This is a genomic window from Bradyrhizobium sp. BR14999 (genome assembly GCF_056106085.1).
In genome coordinates this window covers 8,030,488-8,056,126 of the sequence record NZ_CM148536.1, presented here as the reverse complement: position 1 = coordinate 8,056,126, position 25,639 = coordinate 8,030,488, and the positions used below count along the sequence as shown (strand labels likewise).

General features: G+C 64.5%; 22 protein-coding genes. 11 read left to right on the top strand and 11 right to left on the bottom strand.

From position 1 onward, the window contains the following. The first annotated feature begins 4 nt into the window (after nucleotides 1–4). From ACR9YP_RS37545 to ACR9YP_RS37535, 3 genes are read left to right on the top strand one after another with little or no spacing between them, the layout of a single operon-like run. Nucleotides 5–1,594, top strand: a complete 1,590-nt coding sequence (locus ACR9YP_RS37545; RefSeq protein WP_474218426.1) for a Gldg family protein — start codon at nucleotides 5–7, stop codon at nucleotides 1,592–1,594. Nucleotides 1,595–1,632: 38 nt separating this feature from the next. Further along, the gene (locus tag ACR9YP_RS37540) at nucleotides 1,633–2,652 is read left to right on the top strand and encodes a DUF4340 domain-containing protein (RefSeq protein WP_474218425.1); all 1,020 of its coding nucleotides are present in this window, start codon (nucleotides 1,633–1,635) and stop codon (nucleotides 2,650–2,652) included. Beyond that, entirely contained in the window at nucleotides 2,649–3,740 is a 1,092-nt protein-coding gene (locus tag ACR9YP_RS37535; protein WP_474218424.1) for a HupE/UreJ family protein, read from the top strand. The genes ACR9YP_RS37540 and ACR9YP_RS37535 overlap by 4 nt, the downstream gene beginning before the upstream one ends. Before the next feature lie 6 nt (nucleotides 3,741–3,746). Here the strand turns inward: ACR9YP_RS37535 and ACR9YP_RS37530 are convergent, their stop codons facing one another. Further along, nucleotides 3,747–4,430, bottom strand: a complete 684-nt coding sequence (locus ACR9YP_RS37530; RefSeq protein ID WP_474218423.1) for a GntR family transcriptional regulator — start codon at nucleotides 4,428–4,430, stop codon at nucleotides 3,747–3,749. 153 nt (nucleotides 4,431–4,583) lie between these two features. On the opposite strand from ACR9YP_RS37530, the gene tcuA reads away from it, so the two are divergent. From tcuA to tcuB, 3 genes are read left to right on the top strand one after another with little or no spacing between them, the layout of a single operon-like run. Further along, on the top strand, nucleotides 4,584–5,975 hold the full coding sequence (gene tcuA, locus ACR9YP_RS37525) for an FAD-dependent tricarballylate dehydrogenase TcuA (RefSeq protein WP_474221178.1): 1,392 nt from the start codon (nucleotides 4,584–4,586) through the stop codon (nucleotides 5,973–5,975). Nucleotides 5,976–6,000: 25 nt separating this feature from the next. Next, the gene (locus ACR9YP_RS37520; RefSeq protein WP_474218422.1) at nucleotides 6,001–7,029 is read left to right on the top strand and encodes an alpha/beta hydrolase; all 1,029 of its coding nucleotides are present in this window, start codon (nucleotides 6,001–6,003) and stop codon (nucleotides 7,027–7,029) included. Between the two features lie 4 nt (nucleotides 7,030–7,033). Beyond that, the gene (tcuB, locus tag ACR9YP_RS37515) at nucleotides 7,034–8,134 is read left to right on the top strand and encodes a tricarballylate utilization 4Fe-4S protein TcuB (RefSeq protein ID WP_474218421.1); all 1,101 of its coding nucleotides are present in this window, start codon (nucleotides 7,034–7,036) and stop codon (nucleotides 8,132–8,134) included. Nucleotides 8,135–8,137: 3 nt separating this feature from the next. Here tcuB and ACR9YP_RS37510 read toward each other — a convergent pair whose 3' ends face one another. From ACR9YP_RS37510 to ACR9YP_RS37500, 3 genes are all read right to left on the bottom strand, one after another. Beyond that, a complete protein-coding gene (locus ACR9YP_RS37510) occupies nucleotides 8,138–8,809 on the bottom strand; it encodes an alpha/beta hydrolase (protein ID WP_474218420.1) in 672 nt (223 codons plus the stop codon). A gap of 6 nt (nucleotides 8,810–8,815) precedes the next feature. Then, a complete protein-coding gene (locus tag ACR9YP_RS37505; protein WP_474218419.1) occupies nucleotides 8,816–12,220 on the bottom strand; it encodes an acyl-[ACP]--phospholipid O-acyltransferase in 3,405 nt (1,134 codons plus the stop codon). 356 nt (nucleotides 12,221–12,576) lie between these two features. Next, nucleotides 12,577–12,843 carry a hypothetical protein gene (locus ACR9YP_RS37500; protein ID WP_164940883.1) on the bottom strand — a complete coding sequence of 89 codons (267 nt, stop codon included), beginning with the start codon at nucleotides 12,841–12,843 and terminating at the stop codon, nucleotides 12,577–12,579. 51 nt (nucleotides 12,844–12,894) lie between these two features. Between ACR9YP_RS37500 and ACR9YP_RS37495 the strand changes: the two genes are divergently transcribed. Next, a complete protein-coding gene (locus ACR9YP_RS37495) occupies nucleotides 12,895–13,515 on the top strand; it encodes a TetR/AcrR family transcriptional regulator (protein ID WP_438111177.1) in 621 nt (206 codons plus the stop codon). Between the two features lie 14 nt (nucleotides 13,516–13,529). Here the strand turns inward: ACR9YP_RS37495 and ACR9YP_RS37490 are convergent, their stop codons facing one another. The 3 genes from ACR9YP_RS37490 to ACR9YP_RS37480 all read right to left on the bottom strand — a co-directional run bounded on the left by ACR9YP_RS37490 (nucleotide 13,530) and on the right by ACR9YP_RS37480 (nucleotide 17,487). After that, on the bottom strand, nucleotides 13,530–14,837 hold the full coding sequence (locus ACR9YP_RS37490) for a GGDEF domain-containing protein (RefSeq protein ID WP_438111179.1): 1,308 nt from the start codon (nucleotides 14,835–14,837) through the stop codon (nucleotides 13,530–13,532). 347 nt (nucleotides 14,838–15,184) lie between these two features. Beyond that, nucleotides 15,185–16,489 carry a nicotinate phosphoribosyltransferase gene (gene pncB, locus ACR9YP_RS37485; protein WP_128935797.1) on the bottom strand — a complete coding sequence of 435 codons (1,305 nt, stop codon included), beginning with the start codon at nucleotides 16,487–16,489 and terminating at the stop codon, nucleotides 15,185–15,187. Nucleotides 16,490–16,569: 80 nt separating this feature from the next. After that, the gene (locus ACR9YP_RS37480; RefSeq protein ID WP_474218417.1) at nucleotides 16,570–17,487 is read right to left on the bottom strand and encodes a LysR family transcriptional regulator; all 918 of its coding nucleotides are present in this window, start codon (nucleotides 17,485–17,487) and stop codon (nucleotides 16,570–16,572) included. Nucleotides 17,488–17,591: 104 nt separating this feature from the next. On the opposite strand from ACR9YP_RS37480, the gene pcaH reads away from it, so the two are divergent. Next, entirely contained in the window at nucleotides 17,592–18,380 is a 789-nt protein-coding gene (gene pcaH / locus ACR9YP_RS37475; protein ID WP_438111183.1) for a protocatechuate 3,4-dioxygenase subunit beta, read from the top strand. Between the two features lie 3 nt (nucleotides 18,381–18,383). Further along, on the top strand, nucleotides 18,384–19,010 hold the full coding sequence (pcaG, locus tag ACR9YP_RS37470) for a protocatechuate 3,4-dioxygenase subunit alpha (protein WP_474218416.1): 627 nt from the start codon (nucleotides 18,384–18,386) through the stop codon (nucleotides 19,008–19,010). Nucleotides 19,011–19,028: 18 nt separating this feature from the next. Here pcaG and ACR9YP_RS37465 read toward each other — a convergent pair whose 3' ends face one another. Further along, the gene (locus ACR9YP_RS37465; RefSeq protein WP_438111187.1) at nucleotides 19,029–19,634 is read right to left on the bottom strand and encodes a LabA-like NYN domain-containing protein; all 606 of its coding nucleotides are present in this window, start codon (nucleotides 19,632–19,634) and stop codon (nucleotides 19,029–19,031) included. A gap of 360 nt (nucleotides 19,635–19,994) precedes the next feature. Between ACR9YP_RS37465 and ACR9YP_RS37460 the strand changes: the two genes are divergently transcribed. Further along, nucleotides 19,995–20,384 (top strand): SPW repeat protein, encoded by a 390-nt coding sequence (locus ACR9YP_RS37460; RefSeq protein WP_474218415.1) that lies wholly within the window; start codon nucleotides 19,995–19,997, stop codon nucleotides 20,382–20,384. A gap of 33 nt (nucleotides 20,385–20,417) precedes the next feature. Here ACR9YP_RS37460 and ACR9YP_RS37455 read toward each other — a convergent pair whose 3' ends face one another. After that, complete coding sequence (locus ACR9YP_RS37455) at nucleotides 20,418–21,323, bottom strand: helix-turn-helix domain-containing protein (RefSeq protein ID WP_474218414.1); 906 nt, start codon at nucleotides 21,321–21,323, stop codon at nucleotides 20,418–20,420. Nucleotides 21,324–21,373: 50 nt separating this feature from the next. Here ACR9YP_RS37455 and pobA point away from each other — a divergent pair, with 50 nt between their 5' ends. Then, entirely contained in the window at nucleotides 21,374–22,546 is a 1,173-nt protein-coding gene (gene pobA / locus ACR9YP_RS37450; RefSeq protein WP_474218413.1) for a 4-hydroxybenzoate 3-monooxygenase, read from the top strand. A 249-nt stretch (nucleotides 22,547–22,795) separates the two neighbouring features. Here pobA and ACR9YP_RS37445 read toward each other — a convergent pair whose 3' ends face one another. After that, on the bottom strand, nucleotides 22,796–24,946 hold the full coding sequence (locus ACR9YP_RS37445) for a CHASE2 domain-containing protein (RefSeq protein ID WP_474218412.1): 2,151 nt from the start codon (nucleotides 24,944–24,946) through the stop codon (nucleotides 22,796–22,798). A gap of 17 nt (nucleotides 24,947–24,963) precedes the next feature. After that, nucleotides 24,964–25,632, bottom strand: a complete 669-nt coding sequence (locus ACR9YP_RS37440) for a hypothetical protein (RefSeq protein WP_474218411.1) — start codon at nucleotides 25,630–25,632, stop codon at nucleotides 24,964–24,966. Nucleotides 25,633–25,639: the final 7 nt, after the last annotated feature.

Sequence of the window (25,639 nt, the reverse complement as noted above, 5' to 3'; positions counted from 1 at the left end):
CCGAATGACCGGCCCCGCCAGATCGAACGTCGCGCTGCTCGTCCTGGCGGCCGGAGCGATCATCTGCGGCGCACTCGGCTTTGCCGGACTCGGCGAGACGGCCTCGAACACCTTGCTGTTCATGGCCTGCGTCCTCACCTTGCTCGCACTCTTCATCGTCGCGATCAGGCTGCCGTTGCGCGGCGGCGGTTCGGCCTGGCTCGCGAACACGTCGATCGTGCTTGCCGCCATCGCCGTCGTGATCGGCGCCAACATTGCGCTCTATCGCCATGATTTGCACTTCGACGTCAGCCGCGAAGGGCGCAACACGCCGCCGCAGCAGCTCACCGACGTGATCGCGCAATTGCGCGTCCCGCTGTCCCTGACCTATTTCTACAATGCGGGCGATGCAAATGCAGTCAATGTCAAGGAATTGGTTCAGACCGCCGCGCGCAATCATCCGCTGTTCGCGTTCCGCGCCATCGATCTCGACAAGGAGCCAGGCCTTGCCCGCGATCTCGGCGTTCGTGCCTACAACACGGCGGTGCTCCAGGCCGAGGATCGCAAGGTCCTGGTCGAGAACGTCATTGATCCCGCCCGCATCGGCTATGCGGCGCTGCGGGTGCTGCGCAAGCGGGTGGAGACTGTGTGCTTCGTCACGGGTCACGGCGAGACATTTCGGCCGTTGCCCTCGCATTTCCATTTCAGCCATGTCGAGACGCTGAAGGGGCACGAGACGCCCGGCGCCGGCGACGTGCTGGAGGCGGCGCCGGAAGCGCTCGACCGTCTCCAGCTCGCGTTGAACCAGATCGGTTTCGAGATGCGCGATCTCGTCACGGCGACTGCCTCCAGCATCCCGTCGGACTGCTCGGTCGTCGCCGATGTCGGCCCACGCACCGCCTTTTCCGCTGACGAGGCGGCGCTGCTTGGCGGCTATGTCAGAGGAGGGGGCCGGCTTCTGCTGCTGATTGATCCGCTGTCGGAGGTCAACGGCGATTTCGAGCGCCTGCTGCTGAGGCCTGTCGGCTTGTCGACCGAGGCGGCGATCGTGATCGATCCCCTCAATCATTTCCGCACCGACGCCGACAAGGTCGCGGTCCCCTATTATCCGCCGCATCCGATCACCCGGCGCCTGGCGCTGACCGTGTTTCCGCAAGTCCGGCCGCTCGCGGTGGCGCAGCCGCCAAGCGGCGTAAGCACGATCGTGCTCGCGGCCAGCAGCCAGGACAGCTACCTGCGTTCGCCCAGGATTGTTGCCGCTGCGAGTGATGGGGCGGCAACAGGGACCCGCAGTGCCCAGCCGCTCGCGGTTGCTCTCGAGGGGACCTGGCCGGGCGGCGCGCCAGACAAGCGCTTCCGCATGGTCGTGGCCGGGACAAGCAAGTTCGCGAGCAACGAATATTTCCCCTATGTCTCCAACGGCGAGCTGTCGCTCGCCACGCTACGCTGGCTCGCCGAGGATGATCACTCGCCAAGTGTCGCACCGCAGACCTTCAAGCTGCCGGAGATCGTGTTGACCAGCAGCCAGATGCGCGACACTTTCATTGTGCTGGAAGTGCTGTTGCCGCTGAGCACGGCCTTGTTCGGTGTTGCGATGTGGTGGAGGCGGCGGTGAGGGCCGGGGCGGCCAGAGGCGGGACGCCCCGATGGCTGATGCCGCTCCTGGCTGTGGTGCTGGTGGCGCTCCTCGGGCTGCTGGTTCTCAGCGGGGAGTGGCCGGCGCTGCGCAGCAAGGTCGCGTTCGCACCCAAGGGCCTCCTGGCTCTCACGCCGGCCGACGTTCGGAGAGTGGAGATCCGTTCGGATGGTGACAGCGTCGTCCTGCTTCGCAGGGAAGGCGCATGGGCGATCGAGGGGCTGGATGGCACCATGCCGGCTGAGCTCAGGACGCATCTCGAGACGGCGCTGCGGCTCGCCGCGGTAAGCGAGCCGGCGCGCGAAATCCCCGCCGGCGAGCTCAGCCCGGCAAGCTTCGCTGGCTTCGGTCTGGACCCACCCGCAACCGTCGCGGTCATCGAGGCGGTCGACGGTACGGCGACGTCGGTGAATGTGGGCGCGCTGAATCCGGCGAATACGTCGCACTATGTCCGGGTCAGCGGCCGCCCCGCCGTATACCTGATGCCGCGCCATGTCGGCGAGGAGTGGCGCGTCACCTTCGACATGATACGCCGCCTGCGCGGTCCGGCCGGCGCCGATGCGGCGAGCCGCGGCAAGAGCCTGTTGCTGCCGGTATCGATGGCGCAGGTCTGGGCGCTCGAGATCGTCTTCGCCGGCAAGCTCACCCGTTTCGAGCGCGATGCCGGTGGCAATTGGTTCCGCCATCTCGGTCAGCACAATCATGCCGCCGGTAATGTCGTCCATGTCGCCGATCCCGAGCAGGCCCGCATCATCGATGCAGCGCTGCGTGCGTTCGATGCCGCTGCGGTCGAGACGCGGATTGGCGCTGCCGATCCGTCGCAATTGGGGCGGTACGGTCTCAATCTGCCGAGCCTGATCGTTCTGGTCTTCGCGCGCGACGCGCCCGCGCCGCTCGCAAGGCTCGAATTCGGCGCCTCCGCCGACAGTCTCGATCGTTACGCGCGGCTCGCGCCCGAGGGCGCCGTGGTCACGGTGGCCGAGTTCGAGATGCGCCGGTTGACGGAGCTGCTGCGCGCGGTCGGAGCCGGATCATGATGCGGCCGCGCCTGGCGCTGCTCGGCATGATTCTGCTCGGCATCGGCATGCCGGCGTGGGCACACCAGGTCAATCTGTCGACCGCACGTGTGGCACTGACCGCCGCTCGCGCCGTGACCATCGAGGTGGCACTCAAAGGTAGCGACGTCGACCGGCTTGTCGGTACAAAGGTCTATGACGCGAAGCAAGATGCGGTCGATCCGGCCGCGGTCGACGTGGCCGCGGCATCGATCCTGACCTATGTGCGATCACATCTCGCGGTAACCGGCGCCGGCGGCACGGCGTGCTCGGCCGGGACTGCCGCGATCCTGGCGGACGGCGACGGCATCATCTATCGCAACAGTTTCGATTGTGCCGCCGTGGCCGGTGACATCGTCTATCGCTCTACCGTGCTGACCGAGAGGGATCCCACCGCGCGTCAGGTGGTGCTGGTCGCGCAGAATGGGACCGAGGCGCAGGCGCTGCTCGATTCTGGCAATACCACGGTCACGCTGTCCGCCCCCGCGCCGCCGCTGTGGTCGACGATGCAGCGCTATCTCCTCACCGGCATCGAGCACATTTTTCTCGGCTACGATCACATCGCCTTCCTGATCGCCGTCGTGCTGTGGGCGCGCCGGCTCATTCCCGTCATCAAGATCGTCACCGCCTTCACCATTGCCCATTCGCTCACGCTGTCCCTGGCCGCGCTGAACGTCCTCGTCATTCCGAGCCGGATCGTGGAGCCGGCGATCGCCGCCTCGATCCTGTTCGTTGCCGTGGAGAATTTCTTTTCGCGCGACATCGACAAGCGCTGGCGCGTGACCTTTCTGTTCGGCCTGATCCACGGCTTTGGTTTCGCCGGTGCGCTTCAGGAGATTGGCCTGCCGCCGAACGCGGTGGTGCCGGCGCTCGCCGCCTTCAACATTGGCGTCGAGATCGGGCAGGTCGCGATCGTTTCGATCGTGCTGCCGCTGCTTGGCCTGGTCGATCGGCTGTTTGCAGCCGACCGGACGAAGCCAGTGCGGGCTGCGAGGCTGGTCTATGCTGTCTCCGCGGCAATCAGCCTGCTCGGCGGCTACTGGCTGCTGACGCGCGTCTTCGAGGCGTGATCCGCGCTACTGCTTCTGCAGCAGTTTCAGCCGGCAACGCAGCGCTTCACGAATGTGTGCACGCGCAAGCTGCTCGGCCCTGTCGCCGTCGCGTGCGGCGATGGCGTCGATGATGGCCCGATGTTCGCCGTGGCTGGTTGAAGGACGGCCGGTCACCGTAAAGGTGGTCGGGCCGAGCAGGGCGATCCAGTCCTGCAATTCCCGCGACGCGTTGTCGAGATAGCGGTTGCGCGCGGCGCGGCAGATGGCTTCGTGGAAGGCGCGATTGAGCCTCGCCATCTCGGCCGCGTCGCTCTCCGATACCTCGACAAAGGCTTGCTCGATATCGCGGAGCGCGTCGATCTCCGTGGCGGAGGCGTGTTCGGCGGCGAGGCGCGCGGCGGCGCCTTCCATGATCTCGCGCATGGCGTAGAGCTCGAGCACCTCTGATATGTCGAGGTTGCGCACGATCAGCCCGCGGCCGCCGGCCGGCTCGACGAAGCCGCGCGCCGCGAGCCGGCCGAGGGCTTCGCGAACCGGGGTGCGGCTGACCTTCAGCCGCTGCGCGACCTCCTCCTCGCGCAGGCGGTCGCCGGCGCGGTAGCTCCCGGCCTGAAGCGCCTCGCAGAGCGAACGGAACACGGCTTCGCCCAGCGCGACACCGCCGCCGCGCGCGATCGTTCCGCCTGTCTTTGCCGGACGTCTGGCCATTGTTCCTCAATGCGCATCCGGCCCATGCGAAGACGCCGCTTGCGTCGTCTATGTATATCTTTGTATACAAAAGTACGCAACGGTGATCGTGGTTGGGCATGGCCGTTGACGGACAGAATGTCTCTAGTCTCGCGCGCCATTGGAACAGGCGGTATGGGCAGCAAGTACGACGTGCTGGTGATCGGCGGCGGCAATGCCGCTCTGTGCGCGGCGATTGCCGCGCGGCGCGGCGGAGCGTCGGTGCTGGTGCTCGAGGGTGCGCCAAAGTTCTATCGCGGCGGCAACACCCGCCACACCCGCAACATGCGCTGCGCCCATGACGCCGCCACGGAAATCCTGACCGGCCCCTACACCGAGGAGGAGTTCTGGGAGGACCTGCTGCGCGTTACCGGCGGGCAGACTGACGAGGTGCTCGCCCGTCACATGATCCGGGAGTCCAAGGACATTTTGAACTGGATCGTGGAGCAGGGCGTGCGCTGGCAGCCGTCGCTCGGCGGCACGCTGAGCCTCGGCCGCACCAACTCGTTCTTTCTCGGCGGCGGCCGGGCGATGCTGAATGCGCTCTATCTCACGGCCGAGCAGCTGGGCGTCGAGGTCGAATACGATGCCGAAGTCATCGACCTCGTGATCGAGGACGGCATGTTCCTCGCCGCGCGCCTCAAGCGGCCGATCAAGGGCGAGACCGAGATCCGCGCCACCTCGCTGGTCGCGGCGGCCGGCGGGTTCGAGGCCAACATCGAATGGCTCAAGCAATATTGGGGCGAGGCCGCCGACAATTTCCTGATCCGGGGCACGCCCTATAATCGCGGCTCGATCCTGAAGATGCTGCTCGACAAAGGCGTGCAGGAGGTCGGCGATCCCACCCAGTGCCATGCGGTTGCGATCGACGCCCGCGCGCCGAAATTCGACGGCGGCATCATCACTCGCCACGACTCCGTCGTGTTCGGCATCGTCGTCAACAAGCATGCGCAGCGCTTCTATGACGAAGGCGAGGACATCTGGCCGAAGCGCTACGCGATCTGGGGCCGGCTGGTCGCGGCGCAGCCCGACCAGATCGCCTATATCATCTTCAACTCGACCGTGGTCACGAGCTTCATGCCGACGCTGTTTCCGCCGATCGCCGGGCAGACCGTGGCGGAGCTCGCCGGCAAGCTGGAGCTCGATCCGGCGGCGCTGGAGAAGACCATCACCGAGTTCAATGCCGCGGTGCGGCCCGGCACCTTCGATCACACCATCCTGGACGATTGCCGCACCGAGGGCATAACGCCGCAGAAGACCCATTGGGCGCGGCGGATCGAGACGCCGCCTTATCTCGCCTATCCGGTGCGGCCCGGCATTACCTTTACCTATCTCGGCACGCGCGTGAACAAGGAGGCGCGCATGCTAATGGCTGACGGCAGGCTGTCGGCCAACATGTTCGCGGCCGGCGAGATCATGGCCGGCAACGTGCTCGGCAAGGGCTATGCCGCCGGCATGGGCATGACCATCGGCAGCGTGTTCGGGCGGATCGCAGGACGGGAAGCGGCACGCCATGCGAAGAACTAGAATGAAGAAAAGACAGGGAGAAACCATGTCACGCATTGCCATCGCTTCGATCGCGGCGCTGCTGATCGCCGGCCACGCCCACGCTGCCGAGCCGATCACCCTGCGCGACATGGGTTCGTTCCATGTCGGTGGGCGTCTCGTCGAAATCTCCGGCAAGCCGGTGAAGGAGGTCGTGTTCACGCCCGGCGGCGTGCCGGCCAAGGTCGATCCCAACGGCACCTATCAGGTCGAGCAGATGTATGTGCAATACTTCCTGCCGGCAAACGAGAAGGGGGCCTATCCGCTGCTGATGTGGCATGGCGGCGGGCTGACCGGCGTCACCTACGAGACCACGCCTGACGGACGCGAAGGCTGGCTGAATTATTTCTTACGCAAGGGGTGGGCGGTCTACAATTCCGACGCGGTGGAGCGCGGGCGCGCAGGCTGGGCGCAATACCCCGACATCTTCAAGGGCGAGCCGGTCTTCCTCACCACCGCCAATCCGTTCGAGCGTTTCCGGATCGGCGATGGGCCAAACTCCTACGACCCCGATCCCGCCAAGCGAAAGCTGTTGCCGGGCAGCCAGTTTCCGGTCGAGGGCTACGACAATTTCGTCAAGCAGAACGTCCCGCGCTGGACCACGACTGATGATGCAACCATCGCCGCCTATATCGCCGAGATCGATCGCGTCGGTCCCTCGGTGATCCTATTCCACAGCCAGGCCGGCAGCTTCGGCTTCAAGGTCGCACAAGCCCGGCCTGACAAGGTCAAGGCGCTGATTGCGATCGAGCCGGCCGGCATCGGCGATCCCGCCAAGGCGGATGTGCTGAAGAACATTCCGACCCTCATCATCTATGGCGACTATATCGAGCGCGATTCGCGCTGGCCCAAGATCCGCGCCAACGGCATCGCCTTTGCAGACGCCATCAAGGCGGCCGGGGGCCGCGTCGACGTCGTCGACCTGCCGCAGGCGGGCATCAAGGGCAATTCGCATATGGTGATGATGGACAAGAACAACCTTGAGGTCGCAGGCCTGATCCAGAAATGGCTCGAAGCAAAGGGCCTGACGAAGTAAAGCCATGCACGGAACCAGAATTTTGGACGAAGCCGACCGTCTGATGACGGTCTGCAATTCCTGCCGCTACTGCGAGGGCCTGTGCGCGGTGTTTCCGGCCATGGAGATGCGCCGCGCCTTCTCCGACGGCGATCTCAACTATCTCGCCAATCTCTGCCACGCCTGTGGCGCCTGCTATGTCGACTGCCAGTTCTCGCCGCCGCACGAATTCAACGTCAACGTTCCGAAGACGCTGGCAATTGCGCGCGCCGAGTCCTATGCGGCCTATGCCTGGCCGCGGGCGCTATCCGGCACATTTGCGCGGAACGGCCTCGTCATCAGCATCATCGCTGCGCTCAGCATGGCTGCCTTCATCCTCGGCTTCGCCATCTGGAACGACCGCAGCGTACTGTTCGGCGTGCACACCGGCCCCGGCGCGTTCTACAGGCTGATGCCGCATAATGCGATGGCCGCGCTGTTCAGCGCCGCCTTGCTTTATGCGATCCTGGCTCTCGTCCTGAGCGTACGCGCCTTCTGGCGTGACATCGGTCCACCGATTGGTGGCCGCGCCGACGGCGGTTCGATCTTTCAGGCGATCCGCGATGCCGGCGAGCTGCGCTATCTCCATGGCGGCGGCGTCGGCTGCTATAACGAAGACGACAAGCCGACCGATCGGCGCAAGCTCTATCACCACCTGACCTTATATGGCTTCCTGCTGTGCTTTGCCGCGACCTCGGTCGCCACGCTGTATCACTATCTGCTCGGCCGCGAGGCGCCGTATCCGTGGTGGGACCTGCCGGTCGTGCTGGGCACGCTCGGCGGCATCGGCCTGATCATCGGGCCGATCGGCCTGTTCTGGGCCAGGATGCGGCGCGATCCGGCGTTGCTCGACGAGAGTCGCTACGGCATGGATGTCGGCTTCATCGCCATGCTGTTCCTGACCGGCATCACAGGCTTGGCACTTCTGCTCCTGCGCGAGACCTCTGCGATGGGGCCGTTGCTGGCGCTGCATCTCGGCGCGGTGTTCGCGCTGTTCATCACCATGCCCTACGGTAAGTTCGTGCACGGCATCTATCGCTTCGCGGCGCTGGTCCGTTACGCGCAGGAGCGGCGGACGGCGGCGTGACCGTTACCCCGGCTGAAAGCGGCCCTCGCGCAGGAACGCGATCGTCTGTTCGATTGCGACTGCGTGGCGCGGAAGCCCGGTATGCGACGCCTTCACGATGGTATGGTCCGCCATGCCGACGAGCATTGCGCTTTGCACCGACACCCGCCCGTCATTCGGCTTCGGCAGGACGAAGAGGCCGGCGACGGGATCGATGAAGCGGCTACCCGTGATGACGCCGACGGGATAGTCCACGGGCGGCAGCACGCCCGGCTGGGTCGCCGGCGTGGTGAGCTCCAGCCCGGCGGGCCCATAGAATGCGCGGTAGAGCCGAGATCCGCTCAAGAGATCGGCGACCTCGCTGCCGCCATTCGGCGTGCCCAGCACCACGATGCCGCCAAGGCGGGGCGGCCGGTATCTTGCGATGTAAGCTCGCGCGACGAGACCGCCCATTGAATGCGCGACGAAGTGCAGCGGCGCGCTTTGTTCGGCGAAGCGGACGATTGCCGGGTGGATATCGTCCGCAAGCGCTGCGATTGGCTTCTTGCGGCTGGCATAGTCGATGTTGAGTGTCGCGAACTTGCTTGCCTGGAGCGCCCGTTCCAGCTTGGTCAGGGAAGCAGAGGTCCGCGCGATGCCATGAAGCAAAACCACTCCCGGGCATCGCGCCTCGCCTGTTTGGGGCGCCCCATGCATCTCTCGTTACGCCACCTCGCGCTCCGGTGCCGATGCCTGCTCCCGGGCCATCGTCGTTGCCGTGACGTAGTCGGTCTTGCCGGTGCCGAGTAACGGCACCTTGTCGACCACCATGATCGCCGCTGGAACGGTCAGCTCGGACGCGCCGATCGACTTGGCCTGGGCCTGCATCGCACTGCGCTCGGCGTTCTTCTCCGTCGTCAGCAGCACGATGCGCTCGCCCTTGCGCTGGTCGGGGATCGACACGGCGACCGATGCGGCCTGCGGCCACAGCGTCGTCGCGATGCTCTCGACCGCCGACAGCGAAACCATTTCGCCCGCAATCTTGGCAAAGCGCTTGGCGCGGCCCTTGATGGTGATGAAGCCGGCCGCGTCGATCGACACGATATCGCCGGTGTCGTGCCAGCCCTCGGCGAGCGGCTCAAGCACGCCGGGATTTTCGGCCCGAAGATATCCGAGCATCACGTTCGGTCCGCGCACCGAGAGGCGACCGCCGTCCTCGATGCCGGGGACCGGATCGAGCCGGCTTTCCATCAGCGGCGACAGGCGGCCGACGGTGCCGGGACGATTGGCCATCGGCGTGTTCATCGCCAGCACCGGCGCCGTCTCGGTAACGCCATAGCCTTCGAGGATGCGTATGCCGTAGCGCTCCATGAACACCTGACGTGTCCGATCCTTGACCGCTTCGGCGCCGGCGATGACGAGCCGCAGGGTGCGGAAGTCGTAGGCATGTGCCGAGCGCGCATAGCCGGTGAGGAACGTGTCGGTGCCGAACAGAATCGTGGCGCCGGTCTGATAGATCAGCTCAGGCACGATCCGGTAATGCAGCGGCGAGGGGTACATGTAGATCGGAATGCCCGCCAGCAGCGGCATCATCATTCCGCCGGTCAACCCGAAGGAGTGGAACACCGGCAGCACATTGAACACCTTGTCATTGGCATTGGCGTCGACCCGCGCCAGCGCCTGCGCCGCGTTGGCGAGGATGTTGCGATGAGACAGCACCACGCCCTTGGGCGTGCCTTCCGAGCCCGACGTGAACAGCACGACGGCCGGATCATTCGCCTGGCGGGTGACGCGCGGCGCGGTGCCGGCGAGCAGGCCCTTGATCTTGTCGGCGGCACTGATCGAGGCGCGGATGTCCTCGAGATAGACGACGCGGGCTTCAGTGGAGATCGCCGCCATCAGCTTGTCGAGCTTGCCCTTCTCGATGAAGGCCTTCGAGGTCAGCACGGTCTTGACCTGCGCAGCCTGCATGGCGGCGAGGACGTTGACCGGGCCGGCGGAGAAGTTGAGCATCGCTGGCACCCGGCCGATGTTTTGCAGCGCCATGAAGACGACGGCGACGCCCGCGGAATTCGGCAACAGCACGCCGACATTCTCGCCGACCGAGGTGCCGGCTTCGAGCTTGCTGCTCAGGACCTGCGCGCCGAGGATCAGCTTGCGGTAGGTCAGCTTGGTACCGAGCGCGTCCTCGATGATGACCTTGCCGGTGTCGCGGTCGCGATAGGCGTGCCCGAGGGCTTCGAACAGGGTGTGATCGAGCATGGCATTCTTAACGAGGGCGTCGATCATCACGTCCTGGAGCGCGCTGCCGGCGGCGTTGCGGCGCGCCTTGCCCTTCAGAGCCGGATCGACCGGAAGCTTGACGGGCGGCAGGATGGTGACCGTCACCCGCGGGAACCAGGAGCGCTTGATCTGGCTGCTGTTGAGATAGCTGAGATGGGAGCGCTGCGCGCCTTCGATGCGGACCGGCACGACCACGGCGTCGGCCTTGTCCGCGATCATCGCGGTGCCGTCATAAACCTTCATCAGCGAGCCGGAGACGGTGATGCGTCCTTCCGGAAAAATGACCACCGGCTCGCCGGCAGCGACGAGCTTGATCAGGTCGCGCGCAGCCAGCGGCTTGGTCGGATCCATGGTGTAGTGCTTGACCACGCGCAGGAACGGCTTGGCCCACCAGGCCTTCGAGATGCCGGTATCCACCGCGAAGCTGGCGTCGATCGGCAGCACGGCGTGCAGCAGCGGGCCGTCGATCAGGCTGACATGGTTGGGCGCGATCAGCATGCGGGTGCCTGATGGAGGCAGGTTCTCGAGCCCGCGCACCTCGGTGCGGAACAGTGCACGGAACAGCAGTCCGCCGAAGTCGCGCACGCCTTCCTTGCCCCACTTGGTCAGCACGAACCACACCGCGCCGAAGCTCGCGACGCCGAGGCCGAAGAAGATCCAGCCGACATGCAATCCGCCCGCCTGCAACAGCGCGACGAACAGCGAGCCGACCACCATGAAGGCGGCCTGCAGTACATTGCCGGCGGCGATGATGCGGGCGCGCTCGGATGGAGCCGACCAGGCTTGAACAGCCGCAAATGAGGGAACGACAAACAAGCCACCGCCGAATGCAAAGGCGACGAAGTCGATCATCATGCGCAGGCCCGCGAACGAGGTCGCGAAACCGGCCGCGGTGATGTCCTGGCCCTTGGTGGTCACGGCGATGGCCCAAGCGAGATCGAGGCCAGAGCATCCCATGATGATGGCGCCGATCGGCACCAGTGCGAGGTTCGGGCGAACGTGGCTCAGGCTGGCGGCGAACAGCGAGCCGATGGCGATGCCGATCGCGAAGATCGCAAGACACAGCGTCACCACGCCCTCGGTGCCACCCACGACGTCCTTCACCAGCGCCGGCAGCAGCGACAGCACGATGGCGCCGACCAGCCAGAACCAGGAGACGATCACGGTGCCATCCCACAGCCGGTGGTCGGCGTGCAACGTTTTGAGGAGGCTGAGCGTCGAGGTCCAGGGATTGGCGGTGACGGGCAGTTCGGGCGCAGACGGCGTGGTCGCGGGAATGCGGGAGGCGAAGGCCCAGGACAACAGGGCCAGCACGACCACGGCCGATGCGACCCAGCCCATATGCGCCGAGCCGGCCACGAACTGGCCGCCGGCGACGGTGCCGAGCAGGATAGCCATGAAGGTCGCGCCTTCGACCAGCGCGTTGCCGGTCGCGAGTTCGCCGAGCTCGAGCTGGTCCGGCAGCATGGAATATTTCACCGGGCCGAACAGGGCGGCGATGATGCCGAACAGCGCGAGCGCTGCGAACAGCAGCGGCACCGAATGCAGGAAGAAGCCGGCGGCAGCAAAACAAGCGGCGAAGATCTCGGCGAATTTGAGCCGCCTTGCGACGACGGACTTGACGTATTTGTCGGCGAGCTGGCCGCCGAGCCCGGACAGGATGAAATAAGGGAAGATGAAGACGGCGCCTGCCACCGTCACTAGCGCATCGCCGTGACCGGTCGCGGCACTGTAAAGCAGGATGATGACGAGTGCGTTCTTGAGCACGTTGTCATTGAGCGCCGAGAAGAATTGCGCCCAGAACAGCGGCGCGAAGCGGCGTGACGACATCAATTCCCTGATCATGACTAGTCCTGTTTTGAAAAAGGCAGCCTGAGGTTCGTTACGTTGTCTGTGAAGCGTCACGACCGGAAGGTATGGGACGAACGATTGCAGGGTGACGACGGTTGCCGGCCTGCTTTGTCCCCTCGATCCCTCCGATCCTGTTGGTCTCCAAGTGGTCTTGTTCGGTTCGCAAATATCTGATCGCGGCCAGGTTCGGCCGGAAACGCCTTGTCGGGATATCGGCCCAGCGGTGAGGAAAAGCTGAACCGCATTGTCTAGCGCCGCGGTGTCGGTTGCGAATGTCGGGACATGGTGAGTCCTTTATTGCAACCGGATATTGCATTCGAACCGATCGGAACGTGCCGGCTGCGCCCGTCTCAGGTGAGATGGGCGAGGTGGCGAAAGGGCGAGAGGCGGCCGAGCAGGCTGAACCGGCGGCCCTCGTGACGCGCACGAGCACGGCTCTTCCGCCACATCCGGAAGGTCGCGCGCCGCTCGGTGAGCACGCCGGCGATGTCGCAGGCATTTGCGATGCGATCGATCGGGGCCATGGCGAACCGCAGCAGGGCCCGGCCAAAGCCGGTCACGAGAGCTGCGGCGTCATCGAGGAAGGTGGCGGCGATATCAACAGCGAGGGTTTGCATTTTGCAGGTCTCCGGGTTAATTTGAACAATGTTCACATGAGTAGCTTGAAAATGAACAATGTTCAAGAAGAATCGCTGCGCGGGCGAAAAAAAAATCGGCGACGGCTTCAGATCGTGGAGATCGCCCGCGGCATCATTTCCGGTAAGGGGCTGAGATCATTGAAGGTTCGGGATGTCGCGGAGGCTGCCGGCTGCTCGGTCGGCAGCGTCTATAACGAGTTCGGCGACTTCGATGGGGTGATCCTGACCGTCAATCGGGAGACGGTTCAGGCGCTCACGGCGCGGCTGCGCGGAGTTCCCACCGAGGATCCCGTTCGCCAGCTCTATGGGCTTGCCGCGACCTATCTCGACTTCTTTGCCGAGCACGCCAATCTGCTGCGCTCGCTGTTCGAGCATCGGATGGAGGACGATCGTCCTTATCCCGACGACATCCTTCAGATGGTCATGGACGCCTTCGCGCTGATGCATCCACCGCTGGTGCGGCTATTGCCGGATGCGGATGACGTGAAGATCGCGCTGTTGTCGCGCACGCTGTTTTCCGCCGTGCATGGAATCATCTCGCTCGGCCTCGAGGAGCGCATGGTGGCCGTGCCGCCGCAGATGCTGCGCCAGCAGATCGAACAATTTGTTGACGCCCATCTCGCCGGCCTCGGCATTTTGCCTCGGCGGTGACGGGGCGGGCAGCGTCAAGCGCGCGCAGCTTCGCGTGGCCGGGCTGACACGACGACGACATCCGGTCTCCCGCCGTCGACCTGAACCCGGTTACGTCCCTTTTCCTTGGCGCGATAGCAGGCTGCATCCGCACGCCGCATCGCGTCCTCGAGCGTGGTGTTGCGATCGGCGATGCAGGCAACGCCGATGCTGGCGGTCACCGCAAAGCAACGGTCGTCCCAGGCGAAATTGAACAGTTCGAACGATCGGCGCAGCCGTTCGGCGATATCGACGGCTTTCGAGGGCGGGCACCGCGGCAGGATCAGGCCGAATTCGTCACCGCCGAGCCGGGCCACCTGATCATGCGCATGCCGGTCCTGTTGCAGGAGGCGCGAGATCTGGCAGAGCAGGCGGTCGCCGGCGAGATGACCGCAGCTGTCGTTGACGCTCTTGAACTGGTCGAGGTCGATCAGGATCAGGCCGAGCGAACCCGCCGCACTATTGTCCAGCTCGCTTTGCAGACGCGCCTCGAAGGCGCGGCGGTTGGACAGGCCGGTCAGCCAGTCGTGCGACGCCTGCCAGGCCAAGCGCTCCTTCTCGGCGTGCAAGGCATCCTCGAATGCCTGTCGCTGCAGCACCAATCGCCGCGTATGCCAGATCAGGAGCAGGATCAGCGTCGCGGCGGTGACGATGTTGATGCAAGTCAGCGTCAGCTTGATGGCACGGGAGCCTTCACCGAGGACAGTGGAGAACCGCTTGGCGTGCACCGTGAATTGGGTGTTGAGATCCGAGAGGCGCGACGACAGGAATTGCAGGCGGTCGTCGTCTTGAATGGGGCCGTTCTCGAGCTCGGACCGGATCACCTCGCCGAACACGCTGAGCTCCAGCAGCATCGGATCGGTGGCAGCCCATTCGCGGATCGCTTCCTGGAGGAAACTGACGCGATTGAAGTAGCGAAACAGCCAGATCAGTCCCGGAACGTCATCGGGATGGTTGCCGCCTTGCAGGAAGCCGATGCGGGCGACGTCGACGTCGACCGGATCGCGCTCGAGCGCCCAGCGCGCGAATTCGTCGCCAATGGGAACGGCGAGCGCGGCCCGGTATTGCGCGAACTGGCTTGCCTCGCCCGAATGCAGGTAGCGATGGAGGAAATAGACGGCGTTCTTCTGCGAGCGCGACCACAACGCTTCGCCCGCAACATAGGCGCGGACCGATGACATCACCTCGAGGCTGAATCCCGCGATCGCCGCCTGGAGCAGGACGACCATCACGAAAGGCGAGACGAGCTTGATGACGTGAAGGAAACTGTGTCCCTTCGTCGACGTCGCTGTTCTGCGAAACACCCTGCGTTCCCCAAATCGATCAACGATCCCAGCGGAGCGTTGGCCTACAACGCGAAGTAGAGCAGAATGTTGCTTAACTCGACCTGAAAACGCGAGCGACTGCGCCGCAGGGTGAAGGCGCTGTGAAGTGGGTGCGCGCAGATCGCTTCAAATACTGGTCAATCGGAACTGGCGCGGCATCGGCGAACCAATGCTTCGCATTCATCGTGCGCCGTTTACCGATCGAGAGAGGAGTCCGGTGCGCTGCTAGAGCATGATCCGGAAAAGTGTGCAGCGGTTTTGCGAAAAGATCATGCTCAAACAATAACCTAAAGCGCGATGACGATTCATCCTGATCTTATCGCGCTCTAGACCAGCACCGGCTTGCGCACGCGGCCGGCATCGCCGAACACACGCAGGTAACGCTCGATCTCCGAGGGCAGGCCGGTCGCTTTCTCCGGATTGTCGGAGAGCTTGACGGCCGGCTGGCCGTCGACCGACGACACCTTGCAGACCAGCGAGATGGGATCGAGATTGAACGAGCCGTCCGGCGCGCAGCCGACGAAGTCGTTGGTGAGGTTGGTGCCCCAGCCGAACGAGAGCCGCACACGGCCGGCGAAGTGGTGATAGGTCTCCTCGATCGAGCCGACGTCCATCGCGTCGGAGAAGACGAGCAGCTTGTCCTTGGGATTGCGGCCCTTCTTCTTCCACCAGGCGACGATCTCCTCGCCGGCCTGGATCGGCGGCGCGCTGTCGGGGCGGAAGCCGGTCCAGTCGGCGACCCATTCCGGCGCATCGCGCAGGAAGGCTTTCGTGCCGAAGGCGTCGGGCAGTGCGATCAGGAGATTGCCGCCATAGGTCTGGCGCCACTGGTCGAGGATGCGATACGGCGCCCAGCGCAATTCCTCGTCGTCCCTGGCGAGCGCGGCCGCGACCATCGGCAGCTCATGCGCGTTGGTGCCGATGGCTTCGAGATCGTTGTCCATCGCGAGCAGAACGTTGGAGGTACCGATGAAGGACGAGCCGAGGCCTTCCTTCACCGCCTCTACGCACCAGCGCTGCCAGAGGAAGCCGTGGCGGCGGCGGGTGCCGAAGTCGGACAGCCGCAAATTCTCCAGCTTGCGCAGCCGCTCCACCTTGGTCCACAGCTTGGCCTTGGCGCGGGCGTAGAGCACGTCGAGCTCGAAGCGGCCGCGGTCCTTCATTGCTGCGCGCGAGCGCAGCTCGTTGAGGATCGCAAGTGCCGGAATCTCCCACATGGTGGTGTGGGTCCAGGGGCCGTGGAAATGCAGCTCGTACTGGCCTTCGACCTTACGCAGCTCGTATTCGGGCAAGCGGAATTCGGCCAGCCAGCGGATGAAGTCCGCCGAGAACATGTGGGTCTTGCCGTAGAAGGTGTTACCGGCAAGCCAGATCAGCTCCTTCTTGGAGAAACGGATGGTGCGGGCATGGTCGAGCTGGGCGCGCAGCTCGCCCTCGTCGATGATCTCGGCGAGGCGCACATGGCGCGAGCGGTTGATGACCGAGAAGGTCACCTGCTGATCCGGGTAATCCTCCCGAATCATCTGTAACATCAACAGCTTGTAGAAATCGGTATCAAGCAGGCTGCGGATGATGGGATCCAGCCGCCAGCTGTGATTGTAGGTTCGGCTCGCAATGTCGGTCACGGTCATGGGCGGATTTTAGCGTGGCTCCCTCTGCGCAACCAGTGGGTTTGGTGGGAATCAGGTTTTCGCAGGCCGCGGACCGTCGCTCAGGCGGCGGCCGTCGCCGCGACAGTCTCGAGTTGATTCCTGATCCAGCGATGGGCCGGATCCTTCTGGTAGCGCTGGTGCCAGACCATGAACATCGGCAGCTCGGCCAGTGTCTGTGTGCGCGAGGCCAGCGGAATTCGCACGTGGGCGAAGCCCAGCATGACGCCAGGCGCCAGCAGGCTCGGCATGCTCGCGAGCATCTGCGAGCCGCGCAGGAACGATGGCACGCCAGAGAAGCTCGGCACGGAGATGGCGATATCGCGGTGGAAGCCATTCGCTGCCAGGCGACGGTCGAAGTCGAGCCGCTCGTTGTCGGTGTAGACGACCGTGATGTGGCGCGCGGCAAGATAGGCGCTACGGCCGCTTGGCGCGGCACGCGCTTTGGCGTCGTAATAGCAGACGTAATGATCTCTCAGTAGCCGCTTCTGCACGATGTCGACGCCGGCGGGCGGCAACGGCGTGATCAGCAGATCGCAGCGGTTTTCGCGCAGCATCGCAGGCGAGGGCGACTGCGAGGGGATCACGCGCAGGTTCAAGCTCTTCACTTGCGCGGCGACATGATCGAAGAACCGTGGCAGCAGCAGGTCGCGCTGGAAGTCATTGGCGGCGATCGTTAGCGATAGCTGGGCCTGCGCCGGCGCGAAAGCGACGCCGCCGGCGAAGCTGCGCATCTCGTCGATCAGCGCGCGCGCCTTCGCCGCGAGGGCCTGGGCGTGCGCCGTGGCGACGATGCCGCGGCCGGACTTGGCGAACAGCGGGTCGCCCGCGATCCGCCGCAGCTTGTTCAGGGCGTGGCTGACGGCGGATTGCGTCAGGCCGAGCCGCGTGGCGGCCGCCGTCACCGAGCCTTCTTCCAGCACGGCGAGGAACAGCTCGAGCGCGTGGCCGTCGAGAGCCAAATGATCGATTTCTTTCATGCAATATATTATAATCGATCTATTTATCTGTGGAATAGACCGGCTCATGATCTCCCGATAAGCCGCGCCCCCGGACCCCGGGCGCCAAGGGAGATACAACGCCGATGAATGCCCAGGCTCCATTCGCAGCCTTGCAGGATCCCCGCCTCAACCGCCCCGAGCCGTTCACGCCCCGCGACGGCGGCTTCTTCCAGCGCGACCGTTCGATCCATCCGCCGGCGCATGCGCCCGGCTACAAGTCCTCGGTGCTGCGTTCGCCGCGCCAGGCGCTGCTGTCGCTGGAGAACTCGGTCTCGGAGATCACGGGGCCGGTGTTCGGCCACAACGATCTCGGGCCGCTCGACAATGATTTGATCCGCAACTACGCCAAGGACGGCGATCCCGTCGGCGAACGCATCATCGTCCACGGCCGTGTGCTGGACGAGACCGGCCGCGGGGTGCCGAACACGCTGGTCGAGTTCTGGCAGGCCAATGCCGGAGGCCGCTACCGGCACAAGAAGGACACCTATCTGGCGCCGATCGATCCCAATTTCGGCGGCTGCGGCCGCGCGCTGACCGACGACACCGGCTACTACTATTTCCGCACGGTGAAGCCCGGGCCCTATCCCTGGCGCAACTACGTCAATAGCTGGCGCCCCGCCCACATCCACTTCTCGGTGTTCGGCTCCGGCTTTGCGCAGCGGCTGATCACGCAGATGTATTTCGAGGGTGATCCCTTGATCCCGGTCTGCCCGATCCTGACGACGATCCCGGACAAGGACGCGCTCGACCGCCTCATCGCGCCGCTCGATCTCAACGCCTCCACGCCCTTCGACTCGCTCGCCTACCGCTTCGACATCGTGCTGCGCGGCCAGCGCTCCACTTATTTCGAAAATCGCTCCGAAGGAAACTGAGCCATGCCGCAGCCGCTCAACTACCTCAAGGAAACCGCCTCGCAAACCGCCGGTCCCTACGTTCATATCGGTCTGATCCCGGCAATGGCCGGCTTCGACATCTTCGAGAAGAACTTTTCGAATGTCCTGGTGACGCCGAACACCAAGGGCGAACGCATCACGCTGGAAGGCAGGGTCCTCGATGGTACCGGCACGCCGCTGCGCGACGTGCTGCTGGAGATCTGGCAGGCCAATGCGGCCGGCCGCTACAACCATCCGGCCGACCGCTCGGCGGGTGCGCTGGAGCAGGAGTTTCGTGGTTGGGGCCGCGCCGGCTCCGACTTCGACAGCGGCCTCGTCACCTTCGAAACCATCAAGCCCGGTGCCATCATCGACAAGGCGGGCCGCAAATGCGCGCCGCATGTCAATGTCTGGATCGTCGCGCGCGGCATCAACATCGGCTTGAACACGCGGCTCTATTTCTCGGATGAAGAGGCCGCCAATGCCGCCGACCCCGTGCTCAACCTGGTCGAGCCGCCGGTGCGCCGCAAGACGCTGGTCGCCACGCGCAGCGGACGTGCCGGCAAGGTCGTGTATGCCTTCACGATCAATTTGCAGGGGCCGGAGGAGACGGTGTTCTTCGACGTGTGACGGGCGGCCGTCCTGGGATCACTCCACCGGGTCGCCCCGATTGATCGATCCGCGCGTGAGGAATTGCGGTGGCTGCCGCAGCTCGCGCGGCCGGTCGGCGGGATCGCGCCCCACTTTTGGTTTCAGCTCTGCCAAATCAATGAATACGTCGGTCTGTCGGCGCAGGTCGTCGGCGACCATGGGCGGCTGAGTGGAGAGCGTGGAGACGACCGTCACGCGAACACCGCGGCGTTGCAGGGCTTCCACCAGCGAACGAAAATCCCCGTCGCCCGAGAACAACACGATCTGATCGACGTGCTCGGCGAGCTCCATCGCTCTTACGGCGAGGTCGACATCCATGCTGCCCTTCACCTTGCGGCGGCCGGTGGTGGCGTCGACGTACTCCTTGGTGAGCTTGGTGACGACGGTGTATCCGTTATAGTCGAGCCAATCGATCAACGGGCGGATTGACGAAAACTCCTGATCCTCGATGACGGTCGTGTAGTAAAAGGCGCGCAACAGTGCGCCTCGGCTTTGAAATTCGCCGAGCAACCGTCTGAAATCGATGTCGAAGCCGAGCGCCTTGGAGGTGGCATAGAGATTGGAGCCATCGATAAAGAGTGCGATCTTCTCGAGAGAAGACATTGTGCACAAATCTCCAGTTCCGCAAAAAAGCCCGAAAACACTGAAGGCGCCGATGGCTTGCTGAAAAAGGCGGCGCAGACGACCAGACAGGGGTGGCCGTCTTGCGCCAAGGTCAGGGAGGTTCCATGCCACCAGCGCCAGGGCGCCGAATGCAGCTACGCTAAAGCGCGCGCATGCCCCACTCAATTGTACTGAGGTAAAGGGCCTATATACGAAGGTAAGTGGCTGCGAAGACGCCGGATTGAGGAGGTCGGCTCAAACCACGGGCTGCGACCAAAGTCTATCATGCGAAGCGCGTTGATCGGGAACCAAAGCGCTGGCGAATGCTTCCTCCAACATATCCTCGTTGAGAGGTGGGTCATGAGCAGGTTGCAAGAGCGCCAAACTGTCCCTGACGTCTACAATCTGTTTCTCGCCGCTATACTCTTCATATCCCCGTGGCTGTTCAAGCTGACGATCAGCCAAGGCAAGATCGACCTCTGGGTAACGAGCGCGATCATCGGCATCCTGTCGCTGGCTGCCATCATCGCCTATCGGGATTGGGAGGAGTGGCTCAACGTTCTGATGGGCATTTGGCTCATCGTGTCGCCCTGGTTGCTTGGCTTCCCGCACACACGCGCGATGCACCTCAGCATCGGCTTCGGTATCGTCATTGTGCTTCTGGCGCTGCTCGACCTCTTCCTCCATTACGACAAGAGGCATCCCGAGGAAGAGCCGATCCATGGCAGGCACGAAAGCGCGCGCGAGTAGAATGCGACGCTTGGAAGTTTGGCATCCGGGGCCTCAGTTTTCGCTGCCATGGAGCTGCGCGCGGAAGGCGCGCGGCGACAGCCCGGTGGCAGCGGCATAAACCCGGCTGAAATAGGCGGGATCCTCGAAGCCGAGCGCGTACGCAATCGTCGAGACCGGCAGGTTGGTGTAAACGAGGTTGCGCCGCGCCTCGCGGATCAGCCGGTTGAGGATCAGATGCGAGGCGGTGTCGCCGGTCGCCGCCCGCGTGATCCGGTTGAGATGCGTCGGCGTCACCGACAGCGCATTGGCATAGTCGGCGACGCTCCAGCGCTCCAGATGATGCTGCTCCAGCAGCGCCTCGAAGCGGCGGAACAATCCGCTTTCCGCTGAACCGTTGCCGCCGCTCTCGCTCGTGAGCGCGCGCGCCACGAGCCCGATCATGGCCGACGACAATGCGCGCAGCACATGCGCGCGACCGAAATCGCGGGCGGCGTGTTCGGCGAAGATCTGCTTCATGGTGGCGCGGATCTGAGGCGTGCCGCGCACCACGCCCGATTGCGACAGGGCTCCGCGCAGACCTTCGGCCGCGAGCAGCGCCTCGTCCAGGATCTCCGCCGCGATGGTCAGCACCCATCCTTGGGTATCGGGCACGAAGCGGAAGCCGTGGACGTGTCCGACCGGAACGTTGACGATCTGCATCGGCCTCAAGGGTACCACGCGTCCGTCCAGCGTTGCCTCGCCGCCACCGCGCTCGATCAGGAGCACCTGGTGCAACCGGGCGTGGCGGTGCACGGCCAGTGTCCAGTCGTGCAGCACCGAGCGGGAGGCGATGGTCTCGCAATGCACGACGTCGGGCAGGTCACCGGACTCGCCAAAGAGATTGTAAACCCGGATCGCCGGGGCAGGGGCTGTGCTTCTCATGTTCGAATAATACAAGACAAAGACGAAACCCTCCATCGGTTTGCGGCTTTGAATCTGCAAAATAGCGCCGACGGGAGGACGCAAAAATGAAAGTTCAGGTCTGTATCATCGGCGGCGGGCCGTCCGGGCTGCTGTTGTCCCAGCTGTTGCATCTGAAGGGCATCGAGACGGTCGTGCTGGAGAAATACAGCCGCGACCACGTGCTGGCCCGGATCCGCGCCGGCGTGCTCGAGCACGGTTTTGCAAAACTGATGCGCGAGGCGCAATGCGGCGAGCGGATGGACCGCGAGGGCGAGATCCATCGGGGATTCGAGATCGCCCATGACGGCATGCTGTCCCAGATCGACCTGCACAAGCATTCCGGCGGCAATTCCGTGCTGGTCTACGGCCAGACCGAGCTGACGCGCGACCTCTACGAAGCGCGCGACCGGCTCGGCGGCAAGGTCGTGCACAATGCCGAGGACGTGACGCCGCGCGATCTGACGTCGGACCGTCCCTACGTGACCTATCGTTCGAACGGCGAGACCGTTCGCATCGATTGCGACTACATCGTCGGCGCCGACGGCTTTCACGGCGTCAGCCGCAAGTCGATCCCGAAAGACGTGCTGCGCGAATACGAGAAGGTCTATCCGTTCGGCTGGTTAGGAGTGCTGTCGCGCACGAAACCGGTATCGCCCGAGCTGATCTATGTGAAGCACGAGCGCGGCTTCGCGCTCTGTTCGCTGCGCTCGCAGGTGCTGAGCCGCTACTACATCCAGGTGCCCTTGACCGACAAGGTGGAAGACTGGAGCGACGATGCGTTCTGGGCCGAGCTGAAGCGGCGCCTGCCGGTAGAGGTCGCCGGCCGCCTGATCACCGGTCCGTCGATCGAGAAGAGTATCGCGCCCTTGCGCAGTTTCGTCGCCGAGCCGATGAGCTATGGCCGCCTATTCCTCGCCGGCGACGCCGCCCACATCGTGCCGCCGACCGGCGCGCGCGGACTGAACAGCGCCGCCTCCGACATCTACTATCTCTACCACGCCATGCTCGCGCACTATCAGCACGGCGACGATTCCGGCCTCAAGGGCTATTCCGCCAAGGCGCTGGCGCGGATATGGAAGGCGCAACGCTTCTCCTGGTGGATGACGATGCTGCTGCACCGCTTCCCCGACCGGCTCGAATACGAGGATCGGCTTCAGCAGACGGAGCTGGACTATCTGCTCTCGTCGGAGACCGCGCAGCGCCTGCTCGCGGAGAATTATGTGGGGCTGCCGTTTTAGGCAGGGGCGCGTCTAGCGCGGACGTCTTCCCTTCTCCCCTTGTGGGAGAAGGTGGCATAGGCGGCCTTCGGCCGCCGTTCTTAAGAACGCCGAAGCGGAGCTTCGGCTACGGCGCCGGATGAGGGGTCTCTCCACGGACTCATTGAGAAAAGTGCGCGCGGAGAGAGACCCCTCACCCGTCTCGCCGCTGCGCGGCGAGCCACCCTCTCCCACAAGGGGAGAGGGGAAGTACGCCCGCGGTTGACGTCGCTACTTCCCTTCCAACGTGTTTACCGGCGTCCACTCCGGCGGTGGCGGATTAGCAGTTAATGCTTTTGCGCGCTCCGCGAACATGGATGACGGCGGATCGATCTTCGCTGCGCCGTCGAACGCTTCAACCGCCTTGCGAAACTCGCGCGCCCGCCAGCATGCCAGCCCTTCTGCATACGCCGCGGCCACCTTCGTCTGTTCGGCGCTCTCCGCGCCCCTCTCCGCCAGCGGCTCGAACACCCTGATCGCTTCGCCGCGCCCCAGCACCCTGATCGCATCGAGCTCACGCCAGGCGAAGGTGTCGCCGGTCTGCGCCATCGTGGTTTCGGAGGCCATGATCGCGGTGCCGTAATATTTGTTGGCGCCCTCGAGCCGCGAGGCCACGTTCACGGTGTCGCTCATCACGGTGTAGTTGAAGCGGCGGCGCGAGCCGATGTTGCCGACCACGGCTTCGCCGCTGTTGAGGCCGATACGGTGCGAGAGGCCGTGGCCGGCGAAGGCAGGATTGTCGGCGTTGAGCTCCGCCAGCTTCCGGTGGCACTCCAGCGCGGCATGGACGGCATTGCGCGCATGTGCGGGATCGTCGGCCGGAGCACCGAACATGGCGACGATGGAATCGCCGATATATTTGTCGACATAGCCGCCATGGCCCTCGATGATGTCAGTCATGGCGGACAGATACTCGTTCATCAAGGTCACAAGCTCGCCAGGTGTCATCCTCTCCGCGATCGAGGAGAAGCCGCTGAGGTCGGAGAAGAACATGGTGACATTGCGCATCTCGCCGCCGAGCGCCGGCATCTTGCCGGACGCAACCATGGTGTTGATCACTTCAGGGGCGAGATAGAGGGCAAAGCTCTTGCGCAGGAAGCGCTCGTCGCGATCGGCCAGCACGAAACGGTAGCCGATCATCATCGCGAGCGCCGCAAGGCTTGCGAGCGCAGGCTCGGTCAGCGGCAGCGCCAATGCGTGAACGAACGCACCGACGGCCACGCCGGCGTAAACGGCGGTGAGGCCGAGCCATGCAATCAGCGCGCCGCTCGGCGCGAGCATGCAGGCGGCGCAAGCGATGACGAGGGCGAACGCGATCGTGAGAATGCTCCGCGCGGGAAAGCCGAGCTCGGTCACGGCATCGCGTTCGATCAGGTTGCGAACGACGGTGGCGTGCACGAACACGCCGGCGACATCGCTGCGCGGGCGTTGCGCGCCACGCTCCGGCGCGGGCAGGGCGCATCGCGCGGCCGGCGTGCCGTCATATCCGCCAGACAGGCGCATCGAGGTGAGCTTACGGTCCTCGAAATTCAGGACGGTGCCAAGCAGCACGACCTTGCCGTCGAAGGCGCGGCGAAAGAAATCGCGATCGCCCTTCTCGACGCAGGCGCGCAGGTCGGCGAAGGAGAAGGTCGGGACGTCGCGTCCCAGCCCGCGAAAGTTGAGCGTCATTGTATTCGGCATCGCGCTCGGGATCGCATAGCCGGACAATTCGGTCGCGCCGGAGGGCGCAATCTCGGGCTTTGCGCCAAGCGCATGCGCAGCGAGCTCGACCGCCATCGCGGGCACCGACCTGCCTTCGATGGCAAAGCTCAACGGCATGCGCCGGATCACGTCGTCGGGATCGGTGTGGACATTGAGCGCGCGGATGGTGTTGCGCACGGCCACTTGCTGTGCGCGATAGGGCACTTCCGGATGATCGATGCTCAGGATTTCGCCGAGCACCAGTTTGCCGCTGTCGGAGATTTGCCGCAGGGCGATCAGATAATCCCGGTCAAATCCCTTCATGCGGCTGCCGACCGCCATGTCGCCGAAAGGAATCTCCGACTGCTCGATCGAGCTCGGAAAGATCACGTCGAAGCCGATGACCTTGGCGCCGCCCTCGGTGATGCTGCTGAGCACCCGGCCAATCTCGCGCGTCCAGGTCTGGGTCGGCGATCCCTTGAAGGGCGGGGTGTCGTAGGTCTCTCCATCGATCGCCACCACGACGACCGGCGACGTCGCAGGTTCGCGGGGCTCGCCAACCAGCTTGCCGCGCATCGCCGTGAGGATGTCGAGCGAGAGACCTTGCAGCATCTGGAGCGGCGGGGACGTGACGATCGCGCCCGCGAGGAGCGCGATCAGGATCGCCGCAACGATGTCCCGCCTGCCGATCCGCCGCATCGTGCTGTCGAGGCCGTCTATTCAAGCCGCAGCAAGCGGCCGATCACCGGGCTGGGCGACGCGGTGGCGCTGGCGTCGACCTGGAAGGCGTAACGCTTGGCGCCGAGAATGGCGAGATAGCTGCCGCCCGGGGTCAGTGACTTTCCGGCCTTGGCAAAGTCATAGAACTTGCCGCGGATCATGACGTCGTTCTTGAGCGGCACGCTGATCGTGGGCTCCTTGCCGTCGGTACGCTCGATCACCAGCGTGCTGCCGCTCTTGGCCTGGACCAGCGGCGCGACGCCATAGATCGTCGGCAGCTTGGACGGAGCGCCCTTGGCATCGGACCGCATGGTCCGGAACGTGGTCGCGGCGCTCTGGTTCGCCTCGCGTTCGGAGAGCTGCGCCGCCTTGGTATCACAGGGCACCTTGGCGCGCTGCACGTCGCCGAGCTGCACGGTGCTCTGCTCGGTGCCGACCAGGACGACGCCTTCGCTGATCGTCTCGCGCAAGCAGGATTTGAGATAGCTGAGGGTAATGCTGGTCTTGGGCCCGAGCTTGATGATTTTGCCCGGCGCCACATAGTCCATGAACTCGACGCCGTCGATCTTGCCTTGCACATCCTCGACGATTGCGGCCGGGGTCTCCGCCAAGGCGGGGCCCGCAACACACAACGCGCCGACAAGGGCGCCGATCAGGCTTCTCATGCGTATT

What these genes read in the sequence shown, in the direction of transcription:
- tcuA (WP_474221178.1), top strand. Translation starts at nt 4,584, where the DNA reads ATGGGCAGCAAGTACGACGTGCTGGTGATCGGCGGCGGCAATGCCGCT.
- ACR9YP_RS37510 (WP_474218420.1), bottom strand. Translation starts at nt 8,809, where the DNA reads ATGCATGGGGCGCCCCAAACAGGCGAGGCGCGATGCCCGGGAGTGGTT.
- ACR9YP_RS37445 (WP_474218412.1), bottom strand. Translation starts at nt 24,946, where the DNA reads ATGCGGCGGATCGGCAGGCGGGACATCGTTGCGGCGATCCTGATCGCG.
- ACR9YP_RS37465 (WP_438111187.1), bottom strand. Translation starts at nt 19,634, where the DNA reads ATGTCTTCTCTCGAGAAGATCGCACTCTTTATCGATGGCTCCAATCTC.
- pobA (WP_474218413.1), top strand. Translation starts at nt 21,374, where the DNA reads ATGAAAGTTCAGGTCTGTATCATCGGCGGCGGGCCGTCCGGGCTGCTG.
- ACR9YP_RS37540 (WP_474218425.1), top strand. Translation starts at nt 1,633, where the DNA reads ATGCCGCTCCTGGCTGTGGTGCTGGTGGCGCTCCTCGGGCTGCTGGTT.
- tcuB (WP_474218421.1), top strand. Translation starts at nt 7,034, where the DNA reads ATGCACGGAACCAGAATTTTGGACGAAGCCGACCGTCTGATGACGGTC.
- ACR9YP_RS37455 (WP_474218414.1), bottom strand. Translation starts at nt 21,323, where the DNA reads ATGGAGGGTTTCGTCTTTGTCTTGTATTATTCGAACATGAGAAGCACA.
- pncB (WP_128935797.1), bottom strand. Translation starts at nt 16,489, where the DNA reads ATGACCGTGACCGACATTGCGAGCCGAACCTACAATCACAGCTGGCGG.
- ACR9YP_RS37495 (WP_438111177.1), top strand. Translation starts at nt 12,895, where the DNA reads ATGAACAATGTTCAAGAAGAATCGCTGCGCGGGCGAAAAAAAAATCGG.
- ACR9YP_RS37480 (WP_474218417.1), bottom strand. Translation starts at nt 17,487, where the DNA reads ATGAAAGAAATCGATCATTTGGCTCTCGACGGCCACGCGCTCGAGCTG.
- pcaH (WP_438111183.1), top strand. Translation starts at nt 17,592, where the DNA reads ATGAATGCCCAGGCTCCATTCGCAGCCTTGCAGGATCCCCGCCTCAAC.
- ACR9YP_RS37545 (WP_474218426.1), top strand. Translation starts at nt 5, where the DNA reads ATGACCGGCCCCGCCAGATCGAACGTCGCGCTGCTCGTCCTGGCGGCC.
- ACR9YP_RS37520 (WP_474218422.1), top strand. Translation starts at nt 6,001, where the DNA reads ATGTCACGCATTGCCATCGCTTCGATCGCGGCGCTGCTGATCGCCGGC.
- ACR9YP_RS37535 (WP_474218424.1), top strand. Translation starts at nt 2,649, where the DNA reads ATGATGCGGCCGCGCCTGGCGCTGCTCGGCATGATTCTGCTCGGCATC.
- pcaG (WP_474218416.1), top strand. Translation starts at nt 18,384, where the DNA reads ATGCCGCAGCCGCTCAACTACCTCAAGGAAACCGCCTCGCAAACCGCC.
- ACR9YP_RS37505 (WP_474218419.1), bottom strand. Translation starts at nt 12,220, where the DNA reads ATGATCAGGGAATTGATGTCGTCACGCCGCTTCGCGCCGCTGTTCTGG.
- ACR9YP_RS37500 (WP_164940883.1), bottom strand. Translation starts at nt 12,843, where the DNA reads ATGCAAACCCTCGCTGTTGATATCGCCGCCACCTTCCTCGATGACGCC.
- ACR9YP_RS37460 (WP_474218415.1), top strand. Translation starts at nt 19,995, where the DNA reads ATGAGCAGGTTGCAAGAGCGCCAAACTGTCCCTGACGTCTACAATCTG.
- ACR9YP_RS37530 (WP_474218423.1), bottom strand. Translation starts at nt 4,430, where the DNA reads ATGGCCAGACGTCCGGCAAAGACAGGCGGAACGATCGCGCGCGGCGGC.
- ACR9YP_RS37440 (WP_474218411.1), bottom strand. Translation starts at nt 25,632, where the DNA reads ATGAGAAGCCTGATCGGCGCCCTTGTCGGCGCGTTGTGTGTTGCGGGC.